General features: G+C 66.6%; 22 protein-coding genes. 12 read left to right on the top strand and 10 right to left on the bottom strand.

Annotated elements, in window-relative coordinates; translation table 11 throughout:
• Nucleotides 1–311: 311 nt before the first annotated feature.
• Nucleotides 312–1166, top strand: a complete 855-nt coding sequence (apbC, locus tag ABE522_RS07525) for an iron-sulfur cluster carrier protein ApbC (RefSeq protein ID WP_042614082.1) — start codon at nt 312–314, stop codon at nt 1164–1166.
• Between the two features lie 63 nt (nt 1167–1229).
• Nucleotides 1230–1802, top strand: a complete 573-nt coding sequence (dcd, locus tag ABE522_RS07520) for a dCTP deaminase (protein WP_346591150.1) — start codon at nt 1230–1232, stop codon at nt 1800–1802.
• A 50-nt stretch (nt 1803–1852) separates the two neighbouring features.
• Here dcd and ABE522_RS07515 read toward each other — a convergent pair whose 3' ends face one another.
• The 5 genes from ABE522_RS07515 to ABE522_RS07495 form a co-directional block, all read right to left on the bottom strand.
• Nucleotides 1853–2020 carry a LiaI-LiaF-like domain-containing protein gene (locus tag ABE522_RS07515; RefSeq protein WP_042614080.1) on the bottom strand — a complete coding sequence of 56 codons (168 nt, stop codon included), beginning with the start codon at nt 2018–2020 and terminating at the stop codon, nt 1853–1855.
• 16 nt (nt 2021–2036) lie between these two features.
• Entirely contained in the window at nt 2037–2459 is a 423-nt protein-coding gene (locus ABE522_RS07510; RefSeq protein WP_346591149.1) for an HIT family protein, read from the bottom strand.
• Nucleotides 2456–3130: a dienelactone hydrolase family protein gene (locus ABE522_RS07505; RefSeq protein ID WP_346591161.1), complete on the bottom strand. Its 675-nt coding sequence runs from the start codon at nt 3128–3130 to the stop codon at nt 2456–2458. The genes ABE522_RS07510 and ABE522_RS07505 overlap by 4 nt, the downstream gene beginning before the upstream one ends.
• Nucleotides 3131–3232: 102 nt before the next feature.
• Nucleotides 3233–4048, bottom strand: coding sequence for a DUF3472 domain-containing protein (locus tag ABE522_RS07500; RefSeq protein WP_346591148.1), 816 nt, complete (start codon nt 4046–4048; stop codon nt 3233–3235).
• Nucleotides 4049–4151: 103 nt separating this feature from the next.
• A complete protein-coding gene (locus ABE522_RS07495) occupies nt 4152–4391 on the bottom strand; it encodes a hypothetical protein (protein ID WP_346591147.1) in 240 nt (79 codons plus the stop codon).
• A gap of 283 nt (nt 4392–4674) precedes the next feature.
• Here ABE522_RS07495 and rimO point away from each other — a divergent pair, with 283 nt between their 5' ends.
• On the top strand, nt 4675–6048 hold the full coding sequence (rimO, locus tag ABE522_RS07490) for a 30S ribosomal protein S12 methylthiotransferase RimO (RefSeq protein WP_346591146.1): 1374 nt from the start codon (nt 4675–4677) through the stop codon (nt 6046–6048).
• 29 nt (nt 6049–6077) lie between these two features.
• Entirely contained in the window at nt 6078–6914 is an 837-nt protein-coding gene (locus tag ABE522_RS07485) for a DUF3025 domain-containing protein (protein ID WP_406846323.1), read from the top strand.
• A 199-nt stretch (nt 6915–7113) separates the two neighbouring features.
• On the opposite strand, the gene greB is transcribed toward ABE522_RS07485, so the two are convergent.
• Nucleotides 7114–7632, bottom strand: a complete 519-nt coding sequence (greB, locus tag ABE522_RS07480) for a transcription elongation factor GreB (protein ID WP_346591144.1) — start codon at nt 7630–7632, stop codon at nt 7114–7116.
• A 43-nt stretch (nt 7633–7675) separates the two neighbouring features.
• Nucleotides 7676–9181 (bottom strand): helicase HerA-like domain-containing protein, encoded by a 1506-nt coding sequence (locus ABE522_RS07475; RefSeq protein WP_346591143.1) that lies wholly within the window; start codon nt 9179–9181, stop codon nt 7676–7678.
• Nucleotides 9182–9304: 123 nt separating this feature from the next.
• Between ABE522_RS07475 and ABE522_RS07470 the strand changes: the two genes are divergently transcribed.
• Complete coding sequence (locus ABE522_RS07470) at nt 9305–10912, top strand: transglycosylase SLT domain-containing protein (RefSeq protein WP_346591142.1); 1608 nt, start codon at nt 9305–9307, stop codon at nt 10910–10912.
• Between the two features lie 133 nt (nt 10913–11045).
• On the opposite strand, the gene ABE522_RS07465 is transcribed toward ABE522_RS07470, so the two are convergent.
• Genes ABE522_RS07465 through cysS form a run of 3 tightly spaced genes read right to left on the bottom strand, consistent with a single transcriptional unit; the run spans nt 11046 to nt 14176 of the window.
• The gene (locus tag ABE522_RS07465; RefSeq protein WP_346591141.1) at nt 11046–12293 is read right to left on the bottom strand and encodes an MFS transporter; all 1248 of its coding nucleotides are present in this window, start codon (nt 12291–12293) and stop codon (nt 11046–11048) included.
• Complete coding sequence (locus ABE522_RS07460) at nt 12290–12742, bottom strand: SufE family protein (RefSeq protein WP_346591140.1); 453 nt, start codon at nt 12740–12742, stop codon at nt 12290–12292. Before ABE522_RS07460 ends, ABE522_RS07465 begins: the two co-directional genes overlap by 4 nt.
• A gap of 57 nt (nt 12743–12799) precedes the next feature.
• Entirely contained in the window at nt 12800–14176 is a 1377-nt protein-coding gene (cysS, locus tag ABE522_RS07455; RefSeq protein WP_346591160.1) for a cysteine--tRNA ligase, read from the bottom strand.
• 175 nt (nt 14177–14351) lie between these two features.
• On the opposite strand from cysS, the gene ABE522_RS07450 reads away from it, so the two are divergent.
• The 7 genes from ABE522_RS07450 (at nt 14352) to argC (ending at nt 21596) form a co-directional block, all read left to right on the top strand.
• Nucleotides 14352–14912, top strand: coding sequence for a hypothetical protein (locus ABE522_RS07450; protein ID WP_346591139.1), 561 nt, complete (start codon nt 14352–14354; stop codon nt 14910–14912).
• A gap of 263 nt (nt 14913–15175) precedes the next feature.
• On the top strand, nt 15176–16186 hold the full coding sequence (locus ABE522_RS07445) for an N-acetylornithine carbamoyltransferase (protein ID WP_191770310.1): 1011 nt from the start codon (nt 15176–15178) through the stop codon (nt 16184–16186).
• Between the two features lie 60 nt (nt 16187–16246).
• Nucleotides 16247–17440 carry an argininosuccinate synthase gene (locus tag ABE522_RS07440; RefSeq protein ID WP_057687253.1) on the top strand — a complete coding sequence of 398 codons (1194 nt, stop codon included), beginning with the start codon at nt 16247–16249 and terminating at the stop codon, nt 17438–17440.
• Between the two features lie 117 nt (nt 17441–17557).
• Nucleotides 17558–18646: an acetylornithine deacetylase gene (locus ABE522_RS07435; RefSeq protein ID WP_346591138.1), complete on the top strand. Its 1089-nt coding sequence runs from the start codon at nt 17558–17560 to the stop codon at nt 18644–18646.
• A 72-nt stretch (nt 18647–18718) separates the two neighbouring features.
• A complete protein-coding gene (locus tag ABE522_RS07430) occupies nt 18719–20047 on the top strand; it encodes an acetylglutamate kinase (protein ID WP_346591137.1) in 1329 nt (442 codons plus the stop codon).
• Nucleotides 20044–20646, top strand: coding sequence for a GNAT family N-acetyltransferase (locus ABE522_RS07425; RefSeq protein ID WP_346591136.1), 603 nt, complete (start codon nt 20044–20046; stop codon nt 20644–20646). The genes ABE522_RS07430 and ABE522_RS07425 overlap by 4 nt, the downstream gene beginning before the upstream one ends.
• Nucleotides 20643–21596: an N-acetyl-gamma-glutamyl-phosphate reductase gene (gene argC, locus ABE522_RS07420; RefSeq protein ID WP_346591135.1), complete on the top strand. Its 954-nt coding sequence runs from the start codon at nt 20643–20645 to the stop codon at nt 21594–21596. The genes ABE522_RS07425 and argC overlap by 4 nt, the downstream gene beginning before the upstream one ends.
• Nucleotides 21597–21628: the final 32 nt, after the last annotated feature.

The following is a 21628-nucleotide window of genomic DNA, read 5'->3' as shown; positions in this document are numbered from 1 at the left end:
CTTGACGCTTCACGGTCGGTTCAGTCCCAAACCGATGTCATCGAAACGTAACACGGCATTAACAGCATTTTCGAAACCCACACCGCCAGTGCGTGCGCAGGGTCCGCGATGTCCTCGCGCATGCCTTGTGCTGCAAGGGCTGTCGGCTTTACTGAAAATATTTCATATGCCTTGGATGAGCCGGCGCTGAATTTTTCTGTTATGGCGATTACGTCATTGATCAGCGCACGGCCCTGCGCCGGTCTTCCAGCGTGGGGCGCGCCGGCTTGTATCATGGCCGCCGACCGTCTTTAAGATTCCGGAGCACCGCAGTGAACAACCCGCAACGCCGCCCCCACGCCAGCCAGGTCCAGAAAGGACTGAGCCCGCATGCGCGCATCCGCAACGTCGTCGCGGTGGGCTCTGGCAAGGGCGGGGTCGGCAAGAGCACCACGTCGGTGAACCTGGCGGTGGCCCTGCAGCAGCTGGGCGTGCGCGTGGGGCTGCTGGATGCGGACATCTACGGCCCGTCGGTGCCGGCGATGATGGGTCTGTCCGGCCGCCCGGAAAGCCCGGACAACAAGAGCATCGAGCCGCCGCGCGCGTTCGGCGTGGACACCATGTCGATCGGCTACCTGATCGAGGACGAGACGCCGATGATCTGGCGCGGCCCGATGGCGACCTCGGCGATGACCCAGTTCTTCAACGACACCCTGTGGGACGACCTGGACGTGCTGCTGATCGACCTGCCGCCGGGCACCGGTGACATCCAGCTGACCCTGACCCAGAAGATTCCGCTGGCCGGCGCGGTGATCGTCACCACCCCGCAGGACATCGCCACCCTGGACGCGCGCAAGGCGCTGAAGATGTTCGAGAAGGTGGAAGTGCCGGTGCTGGGCATCGTGGAAAACATGGCCGTGCACACGTGCAGCAACTGCGGTCACGTGGAGCATCTGTTCGGCCACGGTGGCGGGGAAAAGATGGCCGCCCAGTACGGCGTGCCGCTGCTGGGATCGCTGCCGCTGCAGATCGACATCCGCGAGCAGGGCGACGCCGGTACCCCGATCACCGCCGCGCAGCCGGAGTCGACTGCGGCACAGGCCTACCGCCAGGCCGCCAGCCGTCTGCTGGAAGAACTGGCCAAGCGCCCGCGCGCGTCAATCCCGATCCTGTCCTCGCTGCTCTGAGCCGGTAGGCCCTGTAGAATCAGCCCCCGGGCGCGCGCCCGTCCCTCCCAGCCAGGACTTAGCATGAGCATCAAGAGTGACCGTTGGATCCGCCGCATGTCCGAACAGCACGGCATGATCGAGCCGTTCGAAGCCGGGCAGGTGAAGCAGGCCAACGGCGAGCGCATCGTCAGCTATGGCACGTCCAGCTATGGCTACGACGTGCGCTGCTCGCGCGAGTTCAAGGTGTTCACCAACATCAATTCCACCATCGTGGACCCCAAGCACTTCGATCCGAAGAGCTTCGTCGACGTGGTGGCCGATGAGTGCATCATCCCGCCGAACAGCTTCGCGCTGGCGCGCACGGTGGAGTTCTTCCGCATCCCGCGCGACACGCTGGTGGTGTGCCTGGGCAAGAGCACCTACGCGCGCTGCGGCATCATCGTCAACGTGACCCCGCTGGAACCGGAGTGGGAAGGCCACGTGACCCTGGAATTCAGCAACACCACGCCGCTGCCGGCGCGCATCTACGCCAACGAAGGCGTGGCCCAGATGCTGTTCTTCCAGGCCGACCAGGACGACATCTGCGAGACGTCCTACAAGGACCGTGGCGGCAAGTACCAGGGCCAGACCGGCGTCACCCTGCCGCGCACCTGAGCGTCCGTGGCGTGCCGGCCCGCCAGGACCGGCACCGCCGGGGCCGTGGCTTACTTGCCGCGGCCGAACAGCATGCCGATGCCTACCGCCACCAGGCCGACCGGCCACCAGGTGGTGAGCAGGCGGGTGAAGTTCATGTTGGTCCAGCCGAGGTTGGTGGCGAGCATGAACAGCCCGACCAGGATCAGCAGGATGGCAGCGACTAGATTGAAACGCATCGGAGTCTGCGAACGCTCAAGGGTGGGGCGGATATCCTAGCTTGTCCTTCCAGTGTGCGACACGCCGTTGCAATTCGTCGGCGTCGTGCCGATGCGCCTGGCCGCTGCCCCAGACCGGTCCCGGCCAGGCCGGGTCGCCCTCGTGGCGGCCGATCACGTGGAAATGCAGCTGGCGCACGATGTTGCCCAGCGCGCCGATGTTGATCTTCTCCACGCCGTCTTCGGACTTCAGCGCCTTGGAGGTGCGGTTGAGTTCGGTGCGCAGCTTGTCCTGCTGATCGCCGTCCAGTTCGATCCATTCGGTGATGCCGGCCAGCCGCGGCACGATCACCAGCCACGGGAAACGTTCGTCGTTCATCAGCCTGATCTGGGACAGGGGGCCTTCGGCCACCAGCACGCTGTCGTTGGCCAGGCGCGTATCCAGTTCAAAATCGCTCATCCAAGATGCTCCGTGAAGAAGTCCAGGGTGCGTTGCAGCGCCAGGGCGGCGCTGTCTGGATCATACGCATGTCCGACGTCGCGGTTGAAGCCATGGTCGGCCGGGTAGACGAAGGTCTCCATCTTCGGCAGCTTTTCGCGGTGGGCGGCGATGGCCTCCGGCGGAATGCTCTTGTCCAGTGCGCCGAAGTGGAACATCACCGGGGCCTTCGGCGATTCATCCAGGAACTGCACGTTGCGCGCCCCGTAGTAGCTGACCGACGGCAGGCCCAGGCGCAACGCGGCGAGCAGGGCGATGCTGCCACCCCAGCAGTAGCCCACCGTGCCGACCTTGCCATGGCTGGCCAGGCGGGTGGCCGCGGCGCGCACCAGCACCAGCGACTTTTCCACGCCGATGGCGTTGACCGCCTCCAGGCCGGCCTTGACCCCGTCGTTGTCGTAGGGCAGCTCCCGCGGCTCGCCGCCGTCGGCTTCGTCGAGCAGGTCGAAGAAGGACGGCGCCAACACCGCATAGCCTTCGGCGGCGAAACGCTCGGCCACCGAGCGCATGTGTTCATTGACCCCGAAGATTTCCTGGATGACCACCAGGCCGCCGCGCGGGGTGCCTTCCGGCAGCGCCTGCCAGGCCCGGGCCTTGCCGTGGTGGGTGTCCAGGGTGATCCAGTTGCCCATCGCGCGTTGCCTCTTCATGGTGGTTTGCGATGCATTATCCTCTTCGCCGCGTCAGGCATGCGTCATCCGGGCGGGATCGGCCGGAACCACCGGTGGCCGTTGTCACGGCGCCGCTCCACCTGCCTGGGGATTGCCCTTGACCGTGCAGACCTGGGCGTTCGAGCAGGCGACCTGCGCGATGTGCGCGCAGTTGCCATAGGTTCTCGGGCGGCTGCGGAGCGGAATGCGACCTTCAAGCCGGGGGACGCCGAAGGTGGCCTGGGTCGGTGGAACATCCTCGCAGCGGTCGTGCTGCTCACTGCCTTGGGCGAAGTCCTCGACCCATTCGGACAAGTCCTTGATGCCCATGCTGCCGGCTGCAGCGTGGATGGTAGCCACCACCCGGGTCTGGCCGGTGACCGTATCGGTGACCGAGGCCGTCCAGCGATCCTGTGCGGTGGACTGGATCCTGATCTGGTAAGGCGTGCCCTGTGTCCATTCCAGCGCCATCGAACACTGTACGCCCTTGCCTTCGTGGCCGAAGAACTGGCAGCGCGCAGGGCCCGTGGCGTCCCAGCCGGTTGCACCCCAGATCGAAAAGTTGATCGCTTTTTCGCGACCACTTCGCTGCTGCAGGCCGACGTAGCCGCCTTCGGGTCCCACGAACCTCCACTGGTGGGCCCAGTAGGTGCGGCCATTGAAACCCGGTTCCTTGTCGATGGTGATGCGGGTCTGCAGGTCCAGATAACCCCCTGGCTGGCTGACGTAGTCACGGGAAATCGACGCCATCCCTCCCGCTACCACGGCGTCGACGCGACCGGGCCATGTAAGGGCGAGGGGGATCAGGAGCAGGGCGATGCGTGCTTGGCGGGCCATGGGATGTCCTTGCTGATGGAGGGGCGGCAGGACCAGCGCGATGAACCGCAGCGCCTGCGGCATCCATTTGGCGGGCTCGGCCCCGGCGTCCACCAGCAGGCGAGGGCCTGATGCGGGGTCGGGGGAGCCCGCTGCCGGTGTCGGGAGCGCCCCCCCCCCCTGCGATTCAGCGGCATCCCAGGTGTTGTGGGTGCTTGCCCTGCGCCCTCAAATCGGCAAGAAAGGCCTCGAATTTGGCCATCGCCGCCTGCAGGTTCGGCTCGACGTACTCCACGCGGCGGACCACGGGTTGGTCGTTCTCGTACAGTTGATAGGAGCAGGTGTAGGTGTTGGCGGCGGCCTTGGCGGGCGGCAGGCCGGCGGCCAGAAGCACGGTGGCCAGGCAGGTGGCGGCAAAGGGTTTCATCAAGGGACTCCCGTTGGATGGATGCCGGCATCGTGCCGGTCCGGCGCACGTGCCCTGTCCGCTGTACGCAGGACGCAGTACGCAGTACGCAGTTCCATCCTGTGTCCCCCCGGGCCGTCTGCCTATGCAGGATGCTGCGGAATCCATGTGCAGGCGGCGACCGTGTCCGTGCCGACGTCGGCCGTCGGCGGGGGAGGGTTCAGGGGCGTCCAGCGGGCCCGGTATACTTGTCCGATCCAGGCCCCCAGGCCACGCCCGGCCCAGGCCCCCAGAGTCCCGATCCATGTCCCTGCTGAACCCCAAAGTCGGCTTCGTCAGCCTTGGCTGTCCGAAGGCCCTCGTCGATTCCGAGCGCATCCTCACCCAGTTGCGGGTCGAGGGATACGACATCGTCCCGACCTACGACGCCGCCGACGTAGTGGTGGTCAACACCTGTGGCTTCATCGATTCGGCGGTGACCGAATCGCTGGATGCGATCGGCGAGGCGATGAACGCCAACGGCAAGGTGATCGTCACCGGCTGCCTGGGCAAGCGCCCGGAGCAGATCCGCGAGGCGTACCCGGACGTGCTGGCCGTGTCCGGGCCGCAGGACTACCAGAGCGTCATGGAAGCGGTGCATGCGGCTATTCCGCCGCGCCACGACCCCTTCGTGGACCTGGTGCCGGACTACGGCGTCAAGCTGACCCCGCGCCATTACGCGTACCTGAAGATTTCCGAGGGCTGCAACCACAAGTGCAGTTTCTGCATCATTCCTTCGATGCGCGGCAAGCTGGTTTCGCGGCCGGTGGACGAGGTGCTGCGCGAAGCCGAACGGCTGGTGCGTGGCGGCGTCCGGGAACTGCTGGTGGTGTCCCAGGACACCTCCGCCTACGGCGTGGACGTGAAGTACGCCGAGCGCATGTGGCGCGACAAGGCCTACCAGACGCGGATGAAGTCGCTGTGCGAAGGCCTGTCCGAGCTGGATGCCTGGGTGCGCATGCACTATGTGTACCCGTATCCGCACGTGGACGAGATGGTGCCGCTGATGGCGGAGAACCGGATCCTGCCGTACCTGGACATTCCGTTCCAGCACGCCAGCCCACGCATCCTGCGACTGATGAAGCGTCCGGGCGCGGTGGAAAAGACCCTGGAGCGGGTGCAGAACTGGCGCCGCATCGCGCCGGACATCACCGTGCGTTCGACCTTCATCGTCGGTTTCCCCGGCGAAACCGAAGCCGAGTTCGAAGAGCTGCTGTCGTTCCTGGACGAGGCGCAGCTGGACCGTGTCGGTGCGTTCGCCTATTCGCCGGTGGAAGGCGCCACGGCCAACGACCTGCCCGATCCGGTGCCGGAAGAAGTGAAGCAGGAACGCCTGGCGCGCTTCATGGAAAAGCAGGCGCAGATTTCCGCCTCGCGGCTGGAAGCGAAGATCGGCACGGTGCAGCAGTGCCTGGTCGACGGGATCGAAGGTGATATCGCCGTGGCCCGTTCCAAGGCCGATGCACCGGAGATCGACGGGCTGGTGCATATCCAGAATGCCGATGAGGTGACCCTGCGGGTCGGCGATTTCGTCGACGTGGAAATCACCGAGAGCGACGAGCACGATCTGTACGGCGATGCATTGCCGCCGACCGCCGTGCCCGCCGCACGCAAGGCACTCGATCTGAAAATGCTGTGACCCGGGCGGAAGCGCCGGATCCCGGGTGGGTGGCGACCGTGGGTCGACACGCTTCGGATTCCAGCGCGACCCGCCGCCGCTTCGTCGCGCCACCGCGCGAGGCGGTGGATGCGGCCTGCTTCGCGCACCCTTTGTTTGGCGCGCTGGCGCCCTTCTCCGGGTTGCTGGCGGGTGCGGAGTGGCCTTCCATCGAAACACTCAACGCCGTGCTGCCATTGCAGGACAAGCGGCTGGGCGAGCAGGACGCGGCGTTGCTCGCCGATGGACGGCACTATGAGCAGCGCATTGCCGAAACAGGCGAGATCGCCACCCGTGCCTGCAACTGGCACGACCTGTTCAACGCGCTGGTCTGGGCGCGCCATCCTGCGATCAAGCGGGCGCTCAATACCCGTCAGTGCCTGCACATCCAGCAGATGGGCGCGCACGCCCGCAACCGCGCGCAGGCCGCGCTGACCCAGTTCGACGAATCCGGCGTGATCGTGCGGGTGCGTGACGCGGGCCTGCTCGCGGCGTGGAATGCGCACGACTGGCAGGCGCTGTTCGTGCAGGGGGCAGGACGCTGGGCGAGCGGGGACATCGGCGTGGCAGCGGTGATCGGCCATGCGCTGATGGAGCAGGCACTGCTGCCGACGCGGCTGCTGGTGGGCAAGTGCCTGGTGGTGCAGGGAAAGGATGACGCTGCCTGCATCGCGGCCGTGGCGCGTGCGCTGGACGCGGGTACGGTACTGCAGGATCCGCTGGAGCTGCGGCCGTTGCCGCTGGCCGGCATCCCGGGCTGGCACCCGCGGCAGGATGTCGGGTTGTACGATCAGACGGCGTATTTCCGCCCGCTGCGGGCTGGACGCGGGTATCCGCCGCCGCTGTAGGTCGAGGGTTCCCCGTTCCAGCGCCGCGCGGTGCGCTACCAGGTCGGTCTGCGCGCATCTTCGGTAGCGCCGAGCCATGCTCGGCGGCTTCTGGGGCAGCCGCGCGGTGCGCTCGCCGACCATGGGTCGGCGCTACCAGGTCGGTCTGCGCGCATCTTCGGTAGCGCCGAGCCATGCTCGGCGGCTTCTGGGGCAGCCGCTATCGGCCGTCCGTTCCGGCGCCGTACTGCACGGCGAGGATCGCAAAGCCGTGGCGGCCGCCGGGCAGTTCGACCTCGAACTCATCGTCCACGCGCTTCTTCAACAGCGCCCGCGCCAGCGGTGAGTCGATGCTGATCCAGCCGGTGGCGGCATCGGTTTCGTCCGGCCCGACGATGCGGTAACGGCTGATCTCCGCCGTGTCCACATTCTCCAGCTCCACCCACGCGCCGAAGAACACCGCCTGCGGGTCGCTGGGTTCGCCATCGACCACGCGCAGCGCCTCCAGCCGCTTGCTGAGATAGCGCACGCGGCGGTCGATCTCGCCCAGCTGCTTCTTGCGATAGGTGTACTCGGCATTCTCCGAGCGGTCACCTTCGGCGGCCGCCGCAGCCAGTGCCTTCACTACTTCCGGGCGGCGCACGCGCCACAGGTCCTCCAGCTCGGCCTTCAGCCGTGCATGGCCGCCGGAGGTGATCAGCGCGGTGCTCTTTTCTGCGGGGGGACGCCAACGCGACATCTACTGCTCTCTACGCAATTGCAATGCGACAGCTTACGGACCTTCAGCGCTTTCCGCCGAAGATGCCACCGAGGATCCCGCGCACGATCTGGTTGCCCAGCCTGGTGCCCACCGTGCGCGTGGTCTGCTTGGCCATGGTTTCGATCATGCCCTGGCGGCGCTTGGTGCCGAAGATCGCATCCTTGATCGTCTGGCCGAAACCGCCGTCCTGCGCGTCGTCCTGCTCGCGCGTGCGCGCCTTGGGGGTGGCAGCCTGCTCGACGCTCTTCTGCGCGCGCTGGGCCAGCCGTTCTGCCGCCGATTCACGGTTGATGGCGGTGTCATAGCGGCTGCCGACCGGGCTGCCGGCACGCACCTGCGCACGTTCGGCGTCGGTGACCGGCCCCATCCGGCAGCGTGGCGGGGCGATCAGGGTCTGCTGCACCGGCATCGGGATGCCCTTGTCCTGCAGGGTGGACACCAGCGCTTCGCCGGTGCCCAGCGAAGACAACACGCGTGCCACGTCCAGCTTGGGGTTCGGCACGAAGGTTTCGGCCGCGGTCTTCACTGCCTTCTGGTCGCGCGGGGTGAAGGCACGCAGCGCATGCTGTACCCGGTTGCCCAGCTGGCCGAGGATGTTGGACGGCACGTCGTCGGGGAACTGCGAACAGAAGTACACGCCGACGCCCTTGGAACGGATGAGCCGCACCACCTGTTCGATGCGCTGCACCAACGCGGGCGGTGCATCGTTGAACAGCAGGTGGGCCTCGTCGAAGATGAAGACCAGCTTGGGTTTTTCCAGGTCGCCCACTTCCGGCAGGGTTTCAAACAGCTCGGACAGCAGCCACAGCAGGAAGGTCGAATACAGCTTCGGCTTCAGTACCAGCTGGTCGGCGGCGAGGATGCCGATGACCCCGCGGCCATCGTGGTTGACCCGCATGATGTCGGCCAGTTCCAGCGCCGGCTCGCCGAAAAACGCTTCGCCGCCATCCTGCGACAGCCGCAGCAGGGCACGCTGGATCGCCGCCACGGACTGCGCACTGACCAGTCCGTATGCGGTGGAGATGTCCTTGCGCTCTTCGGCCACCAGCCCGAGCAGCGCACGCAGGTCGTCCAGGTCCAGCAGCAGCAGGCCACGGTCGTCGGCCAGTTTGAACACGATGTCCATCACCCCGGCCTGGGTGTCGCTGAGCTCGAGGATGCGGGTCAGCAGGGTAGGGCCCATCTCGCTGACGGTGGTGCGCACCGGGTGGCCCAGCTTGCCGTACAGATCCCAGAAAATGGCTGGGCTGGCGGCCGGCGCGTAGTCGGCCACGCCGATCTGCGCGGCGCGCTGCAGCAGCGCATCGCCGCCGGCGCCGGCCACGGCCAGGCCGGACACATCGCCCTTCACGTCGGCCAGGAACACCGGCACGCCGATCCGCGAAAATCCTTCGGCCAGCGTCATCAGGGTCACTGTCTTGCCGGTACCAGTGGCGCCGGCCACCAGTCCGTGCCGGTTGCCGAGCTTGGGCAACAGGGTGACCGCTACGTCGTCGGTGATGCCTTTGCCGAGCAGAATCGGGTCCATGGTCCATCCCTTGTGATGAATGCGCGCAATGTTAACCGGCTGCACGGTGCGGGCCCTCTCCGGGTTGCCCGGATCGTGGCGGCACCGCTACTCTGCCTGCCTGATTCGCACACAGTGCCAAAAATGCCCGTTCCTGTCCTGCTTGTTCGTGGATTGCCCGTCCTGGCCCTTGCCAGCCTGCTGCTGGCCGTCCCCGACGCCCATGCGCAACGTGTTTCCAACCGTGACCGGGCCAAGGCCGAAGCGCTGCAGCAGCGCATGGGCGTGGCCGAGAAGCGCTACACCGACGCGCTGCTGCGCGTGTCCAATGCCGATCCCAAGGGCGCCGCCGAGGCCGATGCCGCGCTGGAAGACATGGAGGACGTGCTGAGCGAGTGCGTGGGACAGAAGGGCTGCCAGATGAGCACCCTGCTGGCCACCTACAAGCGTCTGCTCAAGCGCGATGCAGACGCCGAGGGCGACGACAGCGTGGCCGATGAAGCCGGCGACAGCCTGCAGGCCGACCCGGACCACATCGGGCCGCTGGCGGCGGATGTGCCCGAAGCCGCCCGCGCGGCGGCGCTGCTGAATGACAAGCGGCATGCCTTCGACAGCATGGTCGAGTACAACCCGGCCATCCAGGCCGGTATCCGGCGCTGGCTGACCGACATGCGTCCGGCGCTGCTGACCAGCTACGAGAACTACCAGAACGTGCGCGCGGTGATGTGGCCGGAATGGGAGAAGCGCGGCCTGCCCGAAGCGCTGTTGTTCGGCATCATGGCCAAGGAATCCAATGGCCGCGTGCATGCCTCGTCGCGCGCGGGTGCGGCCGGCCTGATGCAGTTCATGCCGGCCACCGGCCGGCGTTTCGGGCTGGGTCCGGATGGCACCGGCTTCGATACCCGCTTCGATGCGCGCAGCGCAGCCGAAGCCAGCGCGACCTACCTCAACGAGCGCATGCGCCAGCTCAACGACAACATCGAACTGTCGCTGGCCGGCTACAACGGCGGCGAAGGACGCGCGCTGCGCGTGTTCCGCCAGAGCGCCGGACAGAGCTTCTGGGTGGACAGCGTATACAGCGAATTCCCCGCCGAAACCAAGGACTACGTGCCGATGGTGATCGCCGCGGCATGGATCTTCCTGCATCCGCAGCAGTACGGCGTGGAGTTCCCGAAGGTCAACGCGCAGCCGGCCACCGTGCGCCTGGCCAAGTCCACCACGATCTATGAGCTGACCATCTGCCTGGGCAGCCAGGGCACGCGCGATGGCTACATGCGGGCGCTGCGCAACCTCAACCCGCGTTATGAAGCCGACGGCTGGATCCCGGCCGGCACGCTGATCAACGCCACCACCCGCATCGCCGGCCTGTACACGCGCAACTGCGTGAGCGGCCCGCGTGCCGACCTGGCACGTACCTTGATCACTGCTGATCTGAACGCGGCGATCGTGCGCCCGAGCGCGGCCAGCTTCACCGGCAGCGTGGCGGTGGGCGGGGTGGTGCCGGTGGCCGCAGCCGAAGCCAGCGTGGTGGGCACCGCCCCGACCGCGCCGGTGGTGGCGGCGCCACGTCCCGCTGCGCCGCGCGCGCAGCCGGTGCGCTCGCACAAGGTGGGCCGGGGTGAAACCCTGGGCCGGATCGCCGCGAAGTTCAGCTGCGACGTGCCGACCCTGGCTCGCGCCAATGGCCTGAAGGCCCCGGCCTACAGCCTGCGCCAGGGCCAGACATTGAAGCTGCAGGGCTGCGGCAACTGACCAACCCGCTAGTGACGGCGTGGTGGGTGACGACCGTTGGTCGTCACGCGGTTGGATCCCGCCGAGCATGGCTCGGCGCTACCAAGCGGGTTGCCTTGGTGGGTGACGACCGTTGGTCGTCACGCTTCTGGATCTATTGCAGGTCGCGCAGGTTCAGGCGGCGCAGCGTGGGGTTCTTCCACGCCGTGATGCCCGCCACGCTGAGCACCGCAAAACCGCCCAGCACCACCGCCGGCACCAGCCCCAGCCACTTGGCCATCGTGCCGGCGTAGAACGCACCCAGTTCGTTGGACGAACTGATGAAGATGCCGTTGATCGACGACACCCGGCCACGCATTTCCTCCGGCGTGGCCAGCTGCAGGATGGTCGAACGCACCACCACCGACACGCCGTCGAACGCACCGTAGAACAGCAGGATCAGCGCCGACAGCCAGAAGTGGTGCGACAGTCCGAAACCGATCACGCACAACCCGAAGCCGGCCACCGCGAACAACAGCACGCGGCCGGCATGCTTCTGCAGCGGGTGGCGGGCCAGCCACAGGCCGACCGCGATGGAGCCCAATGCAGGCGCCGCGCGCAGGATGCCCAGCCCTTCCGGGCCGTAATGCAGGATCTCCTGCAGGAAGGCCGGCAGCATCGCCACCACGCCGCCCAGCAGTACCGAGAACATATCCAGCGCCATCGCGCCGACCATGATCCGGTTGCCGATCACGAAGCGCGCGCCTTCGGCGATGCTGCGGAAGATCGGCGCGGCTGGCCCGGCATGCACCGGCTCGCTGACCTTCAACGAGGCCAGGCAGGCCATCGCCATCACCGCAAAACCGGTGGCAACGCCGTACGCCACGCCCTTGCCGCCCCAGCCGACCAGTACGCCGCCCAACGCCGGACCCACCACCATGCCGGCCTGGAAGAATACGCTGCCCAGGCCTGCGCCGCGGGCGAACTGGTGGCGCTCCAGCACCCGTGCGAACAGCGCGTTGTAGATAGGCGACAGGAAGGCGCGGACCATGCCGGTCAGCGCGATGGCGGCATAGATCGGCCACACGCCATGGAACGGCAGCCAGCCCAGTGCCACCGCGCACAGCACCAGTGCAGTGGCGACCAGTCCGGCGCACGCCGCCATGCCCAGCCGGCGTCGTGGCAGATGGTCGACCAGGTAGCCGGCAAACGGCGCCACGCAGAAGAACGGCAGCACTTCGGCCAGGCCGACCAGGCCCAGCGAAAAGGGATTGCGGGTTACTTCATAGATGTGCCAGCCCACCGTGACCGCAACCACCTGGTAGGACAGCATCGCGAAGATACGGTAGGCCAGCAGCTTGCTGAAGCCCGGGCGGGCCAGCAGGGTGCGCGCGGTTTCTTCGGTGGGGGCCGGGAAACTCACGGGCTCGTGGAATGCAGCTGGGCCTGCGCGGTTTCGCGGATGAAGGCCAACATCGCGGCCACGCCGTTGCTGCGGGTGGGCGACAGGTGCCGCGACAGGCCGATATCCTGGATGTAGGTGGGTTCGGTGTCGATGATCTCCTGCGCCGAGCGCCCGGAGTACACGCGCAGGGCCAGGAAGATCAGCCCGGACACGATCGCCGAGTCACTGATCGCACGGAAGTGCAGGGCATCGGCATTGCCTTCCGGTACGATCCACACCATCGACTGGCACCCCAGCAGGCGGTGCTCCTCGGTCCTCCATTCTTCCGGGAAGACCGGCAGCTTGCGGCCCAGGTCGATCAGGTACTGGTAGCGTTCGGACCAGTCGCCGAAGAAGGAGAACTCCTCGGCAATGGTGGTCTGGGCCTCGGCGGCGGTGGGTTCGAGCGGGAAGGGGGAGTCGGTCATTTCCATTCTTCGTGTGTCGGGGATGCGGCCGGCCGGGATGGGCCGGCACGAGGGCGATCAGGCGCGCTTGCGCACCCAGCGCACGCCCTGCGCGGTGTCTTCCAGCACGATGCCTTCGGCGGCCAGCTGGTCGCGGATGGCGTCTGAGCGGGCGAAATCACGGGCCTGCTTGGCGGCGGCACGCTCGTCGATCAGGGCCTGGATGCGGGCATCGTCGTCGCTGCTGTTGCCCGCGGTGCCGAACCAGGCGGCGGGATCCTGCTGCAGCAGGCCCAGCGCCAGGCCAGCGCCCAGCAGATCCTGCTTCAGCTGCGCGCGCTCGGTTGGATCGGTGGCCTTGCGTGCTTCCCCGGCGATGCGGGCCAGTTCGGCCAGCGCCAGCGGCGTGTTGAGATCGTCGTCCAGCGCGGCTTCGACCGCAGCGGGAATCCGTGCGTCGGCCTGCAGGTCGGCGAGCTCGCGCAGGGTGCCGTACAGGCGGTCCAGGGTGCGCCCGGCCTGCTCGATCACCGCATCGGACCAGTCCAGCGGCTGCCGGTAATGCGCTGACAGCAGGGCCAGGCGCAGGGCTTCGGGCGGATGCTGGCGGACCAGGTCGTGCACGCGCTCGATGTTGCCCAGCGACTTGCTCATCTTGGCGCCGCCGAAGTTCAGCATGCCGTTGTGCAGCCAGAACCGCGCGAAGATCTCACCGCCGTGGGCGCATTCGCTCTGCGCGATTTCATTTTCATGGTGCGGAAACTGCAGGTCCACGCCACCGGCATGGATGTCGATGGTCGGGCCCAGGTGGGCGGCGGCCATCGCCGAGCATTCGATGTGCCAGCCAGGGCGGCCACGGCCCCAGGGCGAGTCCCAGCCGGGCAGATCGTCGCTGGAGGGCTTCCACAGCACGAAATCGCCGGCTGCGCGCTTGTACGGGGCCACTTCGACGCGCGCGCCGGCCAGCATTTCCTCCGGGTCGCGCCGGGAGAGCTTGCCGTAGCCGTCGAAGGTGTCCACCGCGAACAGCACGTGGCCTTCGGCGGCGTAGGCGTGTCCGCTGTCGATCAGCCGGGCGATCATCGCGATGATCTGCGGCATGTGTGCGGTGACTTCCGGTTCGATGTCCGGCGGCACCACGCCCAGCGCGGCCATGTCCTCGCGGTAGGCGGCGGCGAAACGGTCGGTGATGGTGCTGATCGGGACCCCCTGCTCGCGCGCGGCGGTGTTGATCTTGTCGTCCACGTCGGTGATGTTGCGGGCGTAGCGCAGGGCGCCGAAGCGACGGCGCAGCAGGTCGGCCAGCACGCCGAACACCACCGGGCCGCGCGCGTTGCCGATATGCACGTAGTTGTAGACCGTGGGGCCGCACACATACAGGGTCGGACAGGCCGGATCGAGCGGAGTGAAGGTTTCCAGCTGGCGTGTCAGGTTGTTGTGCAGGCGCAGGGTCATGGTGGGGGCGCTGGGGGACAAGCCGTCGATTCTAGCGCTGCAGGGGCTCCCGGGGTACCGCGCGGGGTCATCCGGACACGCCATGGGCTGGCCCCCTGCGCGGCGGACGGGTAATGTTCAGCCCCTTGGCGTCCGTGCTGCCTACACTATCAATGTGCCCTCGAACCCGTTGCCGATGAGATACCTCTTCCTCCCCGCCCTGGCTGCCTGCCTGCTGGCTGGCGCTGCCATGGCCCAATCGGAAGAGGCCGAGCCGCGCAACCGGGTGGTGATCGTGGAGAACATCAAGCTGGATTACGCCCAGGTGCTCAACGTCGAGCCGGTGTTCCAGACCCTGCGTGCCACCCGCACCGAAGAGCATTGTGAACCGGTCACCACGCGCAACCTGCCGCCGGTCAATGTCACCGGGGAAGAGCCGGTGGAAGAGAAGGGCCGCTTCGGGCGCCTGTGGGATTCGGTGCGATCGATCTTCAAGCCCGGCGAAGAGGGCAGCGCCGAAGTGGCGGCAGTGCCCGCCGGGGCACAGCCCAGCAACGCGCCCATCCTGACCCGGGACTGCCGCATCGTGCCGGTCGGTCGCGAGTTCCGCCGGCCCATCGCCTATGACGTGGACTACGTCTACAAGGGCACCAAGTACCGCTCGCGGCTGCCGGAAGATCCTGGCAACCGGCTGAAGATCCGGGTCTCCATCACCCCGTGGGTCGGGCCCGAACAGGGTTCGTCGGCAAATCCCTGACGGCGGGTCTTGCACCGCACCATCGGCCATGCCACCATGGGCGGAAATGAACGCCACCGACTTCCAGCACGACTCCAGCGCCGCCCGCCAGGCCAGCAGCATGACCTCGCGTGCCCGCCGACCGGAATCCCACATTTCCGCTGGGTGACCGGAGCTGCGTGCTGTCTGTTCGGTAAGAAACCCAGCCCCCCGGCTGGGTTTTTTCGTTTCCGGGTTCTGAAAAGTTGCATCTGCACCCAACTCCACACCGCAAGGATCGATTGATGTCCCTCAAGCACTTCCTGAACACCCAGGACTGGAGCCGCAGCGAACTCGACGCGCTGTTGACCCAGGCCGCGCTGTTCAAGCGCAACAAGCTCGGCGACCAGCTGAAAGGCAAATCGATCGCGCTGGTGTTCTTCAACCCGTCCATGCGCACCCGCACCAGCTTCGAACTGGGTGCTTTCCAGCTCGGCGCCCACGCGGTGGTGCTGCAGCCGGGCAAGGACGCATGGCCGATCGAATTCAACCTCGGCACCGTGATGGATGGGGATACCGAAGAGCACATCGCCGAAGTGGCCAAGGTGCTCGGCCGCTACTGCGACATGATCGCGGTGCGTGCCTTCCCGAAGTTCGTGGACTGGTCGGTCGACCGCGAAGACACCGTGCTGAAGAGCTTTGCCAGGTATTCGCCGGTGCCGGTCATCAACATGGAAACCATCACCCATCCGTGCCAGGAACTGGCCCACGCGATGGCGCTGCAGGAGCACTTCGGCACCCAGGACCTGCGTGGCAAGAAGTACGTGCTGACCTGGACCTACCACCCCAAGCCGCTGAACACCGCGGTGGCCAACTCCGCGCTGACCATCGCCACCCGCATGGGCATGGACGTGACCCTGCTGTGCCCGACCCCGGATTACATCCTGGACGAGCGCTACATGGGCTGGGCCGAGCAGAACGTGGCCGAGAACGGCGGTTCGCTGCAGGTCAGCCATGACATCGAAAGCGCCTACACCGGTGCCGACGTGGTGTATGCCAAAAGCTGGGGCGCGCTGCCGTTCTTCGGCAACTGGGAACCGGAGAAGCCGATCCGCGACCAGTACAAGCACTTCATCGTGGACGAACAGAAGATGGCGCTGACCAACAACGGGGTCTTCAGCCATTGCCTGCCGCTGCGTCGCAACGTCAAGGCCACCGATGCGGTGATGGATTCGCCGCAGTGCATCGCCATCAACGAGGCCGAGAACCGACTGCACGTGCAGAAGGCGATCATGGCCGCGCTGGCCGGCCGCTGATTTCTTTCCGCTTCGAACATTCCGCCGGGCATCACCTGGCGCTACCAGGACCTTACCCCCATGAGCAACAAAGACGTCGTCCTCGCCTTCTCCGGCGGCCTTGATACCAGCTTCTGCGTGCCCTACCTGCAGGAGCGCGGCTACAACGTGCACACCGTGTTCGCCGACACCGGCGGCGTGGATGATGAGGAGCGCGACTTCATCGAAAAGCGCGCCGCCGAGCTGGGCGTCACCAGCCATGTCACCGTCGATGGTGGCCCGGCGATCTGGGAAGGCTTCGTCAAGCCGTTCGTGTGGGCCGGCGAAGGCTACCAGGGCCAGTACCCGCTGCTGGTGTCCGATCGCTACCTGATCGTCGATGCCGCGCTCAAGCGCGCCGCCGAACTGGGGACCAACATCATCGCCCACGGTTGCACCGGCATGGGCAACGACCAGGTGCGTTTCGACCTGGCGGTCAAGGCGCTGGGCGACTACCAGATCATCGCCCCGATCCGCGAAATCCAGAAAGAACACACCCAGACCCGCGCCTACGAGCAGAAGTACCTGGAAGAGCGCGGCTTCGGCGTGCGCGCCAAGCAGCAGGCCTACACCATCAACGAGAACCTGCTGGGGCTGACCATGTCCGGCGGTGAGATCGACCGTTGGGAAGCGCCGGGCGAAGGCGCCCGCGGCTGGTGCGCACCGCGCAGCGAGTGGCCGGAGCAGGCCCTCACCGTCACCCTGAAGTTCGTCGACGGCGTTGCCGTGGAGCTGGACGGCAAGGCACTGCCGGGCGAGAAGATCCTGGCCACGCTCAACAAGCTGTTCGCTCCGTATGGCGTGGGCCGCGGCGTGTACACCGGCGATACCGTGATCGGCCTGAAGGGCCGCATCGTGTTCGAAGCGCCGGGGCTGGTGTCGCTGCTGGCCGCGCACCGTGCGCTGGAAGACGCGGTGCTGACCAAGCAGCAGAACCGCTTCAAGCCGGACGTGGCGCGCAAGTGGGTGGAGCTGGTGTACGAAGGCTTCTACCACGACCCGCTGAAGACCGACATCGAAGCGTTCCTGAAGTCCTCGCAGGCCAAGGTCAACGGTGAAGTCGTGCTGGAGACCCGTGGCGGCCGCGTCGATGCAGTGGCCGTGCGTTCGCCGCACCTGCTCAACACCAAGGGCGCCACCTATGCGCAGTCGGCCGACTGGGGCGTGGAAGAAGCCGAGGGCTTCATCAAGCTGTTCGGCATGAGCTCCACCCTTTATGCGCAGGTCAATCGCTGAAAGCGATTGACCTGCCCGCGCATTCCACCTTAACCCCGCGCCGTTGGCGCACCCCCTTCAACAAGAAGGGGGTTCTTCCCCATCTGGATTCACGTTGTCCTGAAGGATCTACGCAACATGTTGGAACAGACGCTTCATCACCTGCAGGCGCTGGTGTCTTTTGATACCCGCAACCCGCCGCGTGCGATCACCACGGGGGGAATCTTCGATTACCTGCGCGACAACCTGCCCGGCTTCCAGGTGGAGGTGATCGACCATGGTGACGGGGCGGTCAGCCTGCATGCGGTGCGTGGTACGCCGAAGTACCTGTTCAACGTGCACCTGGATACCGTGCCGGACTCGCCCCACTGGAGCGGGGATCCGCATGTGATGCGTCGCCTGGACGACCGCGTGGTCGGGCTGGGCGTGTGTGACATCAAGGGCGCGGCCGCGGCGCTGGTGGCTGCCGCCAATGCCAGCGAGGGTGATGCGGCGTTCCTGTTTTCCAGCGACGAAGAAGCCAACGATCCGCGCTGCATTGCCGCCTTCCTGGCCCGTGGCCTTCCCTACGAGGCGGTGCTGGTGGCCGAGCCGACCATGAGCGAGGCGGTGCTGGCCCATCGTGGCATCAGCTCGGTGCTGATGCAGTTCGCTGGCCGCGCCGGCCACGCGTCGGGCAAGCAGGACGCAGCCGCCAGTGCATTGCACCAGGCCATGCGCTGGGGCAACCGCGCGCTGGACCATGTGGAATCGTTGTCCTCGGCACGCTTCGGCGGGCTGACCGGTCTGCGTTTCAACATCGGCCGCGTGGAAGGCGGGATCAAGGCCAACATGATCGCGCCGGCGGCCGAGCTGCGTTTCGGTTTCCGCCCGCTGCCGTCGATGGACATCGATGCGCTGCTGGCCACCTTCGCCGGACTGGCCGAGCCGCAAGCGGCGCTGTTCACCGAAACCTTCCGTGGCCCCAGCCTGCCGGCCGGGGACATCGCCGATGCCGAGAACCGGCGCCTGGCCGCGCGTGACGTGGCCGATGCGCTGGACCTGCCGATCGGCAACGCGGTGGATTTCTGGACCGAAGCCTCGCTGTTCTCGGCCGGTGGCTACACCACGCTGGTGTTCGGCCCGGGCGACATCGCCCAGGCCCATACCGCCGATGAGTTCGTGACACTGGAACAACTGCAGCGCTATACCGACGCCGTGCACCGGATCATCAGCGCCGGCGCGTGAACCACCCAACGCCGTCGTGCCCCGGCACGGCGGACCTGCAACGCGGCCCCCGCCGCCTGTGACGAAACCGAAATGTCCCCAGCCCTCCAGCCTCATCGCCAGACCCGCCAGACCATCGTGCGCCTGCTTTCCAGCATGGCCAGCGCGAAGGAAATCAGCCAGTACCTCAAGCGTTTTTCGCAGCTCGACGCCAAGCGCTTCGCGGTGGTGAAAGTGGGCGGGGCGGTGCTGCGCGATGACCTGGAAGCGCTGACGTCCTCGCTGTCGTTCCTGCAGGAAGTCGGGCTGACCCCGATCGTGCTGCACGGTGCCGGCCCACAGCTGGACACCGAACTGGCCGCTGCCGGCATCGAAAAGCAGACGGTCAATGGCCTGCGGGTGACCTCGCCGGAAGCGCTGGCGATCGTGCGCCAGGTCTTCCAGCAGTCCAACCTGCGGCTGGTGGAGGCACTGCAGCAGAACGGCGCGCGTGCCACCTCGATCACCGGCGGCGTGTTCGAAGCCGAGTACATGGACCAGGCCACCTACGGGCTGGTCGGCGAAGTGAAGAAGGTCAACCTGGCACCGATCGAAGCCAGCCTGCGCGCCGGCTCGATCCCGGTCATCACCAGCCTGGGCGAAACCCGTAGTGGGCAGATCCTCAACGTCAACGCCGACTTTGCCGCCAATGAGCTGGTGCAGGAACTGCAGCCGTACAAGATCATCTTCCTGACCGGCACCGGCGGGCTGCTGGACGAGGAGGGCAAGGTGATCGATTCGATCAACCTGTCCACCGAATACGAACACCTGATGACCCAGCCGTGGATCCATGGCGGCATGAAGGTGAAGATCGAGCAGATCAAATCGCTGTTGGACCGCCTGCCGCTGGAGTCGTCGGTGTCGATCACCCGGCCGGCCGACCTGGCCAAGGAACTGTTCACCCATAAAGGCTCCGGTACGCTGGTGCGCAAGGGTGAGCGCGTGCTGCGCGCGACCACGTGGGACGAGCTGGACCTGCCGCGCCTGCGTGGGCTGATCGAATCCAGTTTCGGCCGCGTGCTGGTGCCGGATTACTTCGACAAGACCCGACTGCTGCGCGCGTATGTCAGCGAGAACTACCGCACCGCGGTGATCCTCACCGACGAAGCCGAAGGCGTGTACCTGGATAAATTCGCGGTGCTGGACGATGCGCAGGGCGAGGGCCTGGGCCGGGCGGTGTGGAACGTGATGCTGGATGAGACCCCGCAGCTGTTCTGGCGCTCGCGCAACGGCAACCCGATCAACCACTTCTACTACGCCGAATCCGATGGCTGCTACAAGCAGGGCACCTGGAAGACGTTCTGGTTCGGTGCCGATGGCTTTGACCGCATCAAGGCCTACGTCGACCATTGCGCGCAGCGTTCGCCGAGCCTGCTCGGATGAGCACGCCCACCGAGTGGACCGCTGCGCCGACGCTGTCGGGCCGCCATGTCTCGCTTGAACCGCTGCAGGCCGCGCACGTGCCGGGCCTGCAGCGCGCCGTGGAAGGCACCGGGCTGGACCAGCTGTGGTTCACCCAGGTGCCGTCGCCCTCGGGCGTGGCTGACTATGTCGAGGCGGCGCTGCAGGCGCAGCGCGAAGGCAGGATGCTGCCGATGGTGATCCGTGATGCAAGCGGAGAGATCGCAGGTACCACGCGCTATTACGGACTGGATGCCAGCGTGCCCAAGCTGAGCATCGGCTATACCTGGTATGCACCGCGCGTGCAGCGCAGCGGGGTCAATACCGAGGCCAAGCTGCTGTTGCTGCGGCATGCCTTCGAAACGCTCGGCTGCCTGGCCGTGGTGTTTGAAACCAGCTGGTTCAACCATGCCTCGCGCACCGCCATCGCGCGCCTTGGCGCCAAGCAGGACGGCGTGCTGCGCAACCATACCCGGCATCCCGACGGCACGCCGCGCGATACCGTCGTTTTCTCCATCATCGATACGGAATGGGCGGCGGTGAAACGCCACCTGCAGTTCCGTCTGGACAGCCACGCATGAACCAAACAACCTTCACCCTGGGCATCGTCGGTGCCCGCGGCCACACCGGCGCAGAGCTGATCAAACTGGTGGCCGCGCATCCGCGCCTGCGGCTGGCGTTCGTGTCCTCGCGCGAGCGCGCCGGGCAGCGGCTGGCCGACCACCACCCGGAGATCACCGGCGAGCTGCAGTACGAAAACCTGGACGCCGACGCGGTCGCCGCCAAGGGCGTGGACGCGGTGATCCTGGCGCTGCCCAATGGCCTGGCCGCACCGTTCGTCGCCGCGCTGCAAGCCGCCAGGCCGGACACGGTCATCGTGGACCTCTCTGCTGACTACCGCTTCGAGGGAAGCTGGTACTACGGCCTGCCCGAGCTGACCCGCGGCAACTACAACGGTGAGAAGCACATCAGCAATCCGGGCTGCTATGCCACCGCGATGCAGTTGGCGATCCATCCGCTGCTGGACCTGCTGGCCGGTCCGCCGCAGTGCTTCGGTGTTTCCGGTTATTCCGGCGCCGGCACCACGCCCTCGGACAAGAACAATCCGGAACTGCTGGCCGACAACCTGATGCCGTACGCATTGACCAACCACGTCCACGAACGCGAGGTGTCCGCGCACCTGCGCGTGCCGGTGGAGTTCATGCCGCACGTGGCGCCGCATTTCCGCGGCATCACCATGACGGTCAATATCTGGCTCAACCAGGCGCAGACCCGCGAACAGATCGCCGCGCGCTTCACCGATGCCTACGCCGGTGAGCCGCTGATCGAGGTGGTCGACGAGGCGCCATGGGTGAGCCGCATCGCCGGCCGCCACGGCGTGCAGGTCGGCGGCTTCACCGTTGCGCCCGGCGGCAAGCGGGTAGTGGTGGTGGCCACGCTGGACAACCTGTTGAAGGGCGCGGCCACCCAGGCCATGCAGAACCTCAACCTCGCGCTGGGTATCGACGAACTCACTTCGATCCCGCACTGATTGAATCAACGGGCGGCCCAGGCCGCCGATGG

Source organism: Stenotrophomonas lacuserhaii, from assembly GCF_039674585.1.
GTDB classification, from domain to species: domain Bacteria; phylum Pseudomonadota; class Gammaproteobacteria; order Xanthomonadales; family Xanthomonadaceae; genus Stenotrophomonas; species Stenotrophomonas pennii_A.
Note: the sequence above shows the minus strand (reverse complement) of the source record. Positions and strands in the feature narration are given on the sequence as shown.

What these genes read in the sequence shown, in the direction of transcription:
- dcd (WP_346591150.1), top strand. Translation starts at nt 1,230, where the DNA reads ATGAGCATCAAGAGTGACCGTTGGATCCGCCGCATGTCCGAACAGCAC.
- rimO (WP_346591146.1), top strand. Translation starts at nt 4,675, where the DNA reads ATGTCCCTGCTGAACCCCAAAGTCGGCTTCGTCAGCCTTGGCTGTCCG.
- cysS (WP_346591160.1), bottom strand. Translation starts at nt 14,176, where the DNA reads ATGACCCTGCGCCTGCACAACAACCTGACACGCCAGCTGGAAACCTTC.
- argC (WP_346591135.1), top strand. Translation starts at nt 20,643, where the DNA reads ATGAACCAAACAACCTTCACCCTGGGCATCGTCGGTGCCCGCGGCCAC.
- ABE522_RS07430 (WP_346591137.1), top strand. Translation starts at nt 18,719, where the DNA reads ATGTCCCCAGCCCTCCAGCCTCATCGCCAGACCCGCCAGACCATCGTG.
- ABE522_RS07425 (WP_346591136.1), top strand. Translation starts at nt 20,044, where the DNA reads ATGAGCACGCCCACCGAGTGGACCGCTGCGCCGACGCTGTCGGGCCGC.
- ABE522_RS07475 (WP_346591143.1), bottom strand. Translation starts at nt 9,181, where the DNA reads ATGGACCCGATTCTGCTCGGCAAAGGCATCACCGACGACGTAGCGGTC.
- ABE522_RS07500 (WP_346591148.1), bottom strand. Translation starts at nt 4,048, where the DNA reads ATGCCGCAGGCGCTGCGGTTCATCGCGCTGGTCCTGCCGCCCCTCCAT.
- ABE522_RS07460 (WP_346591140.1), bottom strand. Translation starts at nt 12,742, where the DNA reads ATGACCGACTCCCCCTTCCCGCTCGAACCCACCGCCGCCGAGGCCCAG.
- ABE522_RS07495 (WP_346591147.1), bottom strand. Translation starts at nt 4,391, where the DNA reads ATGAAACCCTTTGCCGCCACCTGCCTGGCCACCGTGCTTCTGGCCGCC.
- ABE522_RS07515 (WP_042614080.1), bottom strand. Translation starts at nt 2,020, where the DNA reads ATGCGTTTCAATCTAGTCGCTGCCATCCTGCTGATCCTGGTCGGGCTG.
- ABE522_RS07505 (WP_346591161.1), bottom strand. Translation starts at nt 3,130, where the DNA reads ATGGGCAACTGGATCACCCTGGACACCCACCACGGCAAGGCCCGGGCC.
- greB (WP_346591144.1), bottom strand. Translation starts at nt 7,632, where the DNA reads ATGTCGCGTTGGCGTCCCCCCGCAGAAAAGAGCACCGCGCTGATCACC.
- ABE522_RS07435 (WP_346591138.1), top strand. Translation starts at nt 17,558, where the DNA reads ATGTTGGAACAGACGCTTCATCACCTGCAGGCGCTGGTGTCTTTTGAT.
- ABE522_RS07445 (WP_191770310.1), top strand. Translation starts at nt 15,176, where the DNA reads ATGTCCCTCAAGCACTTCCTGAACACCCAGGACTGGAGCCGCAGCGAA.
- ABE522_RS07470 (WP_346591142.1), top strand. Translation starts at nt 9,305, where the DNA reads ATGCCCGTTCCTGTCCTGCTTGTTCGTGGATTGCCCGTCCTGGCCCTT.
- ABE522_RS07440 (WP_057687253.1), top strand. Translation starts at nt 16,247, where the DNA reads ATGAGCAACAAAGACGTCGTCCTCGCCTTCTCCGGCGGCCTTGATACC.
- ABE522_RS07510 (WP_346591149.1), bottom strand. Translation starts at nt 2,459, where the DNA reads ATGAGCGATTTTGAACTGGATACGCGCCTGGCCAACGACAGCGTGCTG.
- ABE522_RS07450 (WP_346591139.1), top strand. Translation starts at nt 14,352, where the DNA reads ATGAGATACCTCTTCCTCCCCGCCCTGGCTGCCTGCCTGCTGGCTGGC.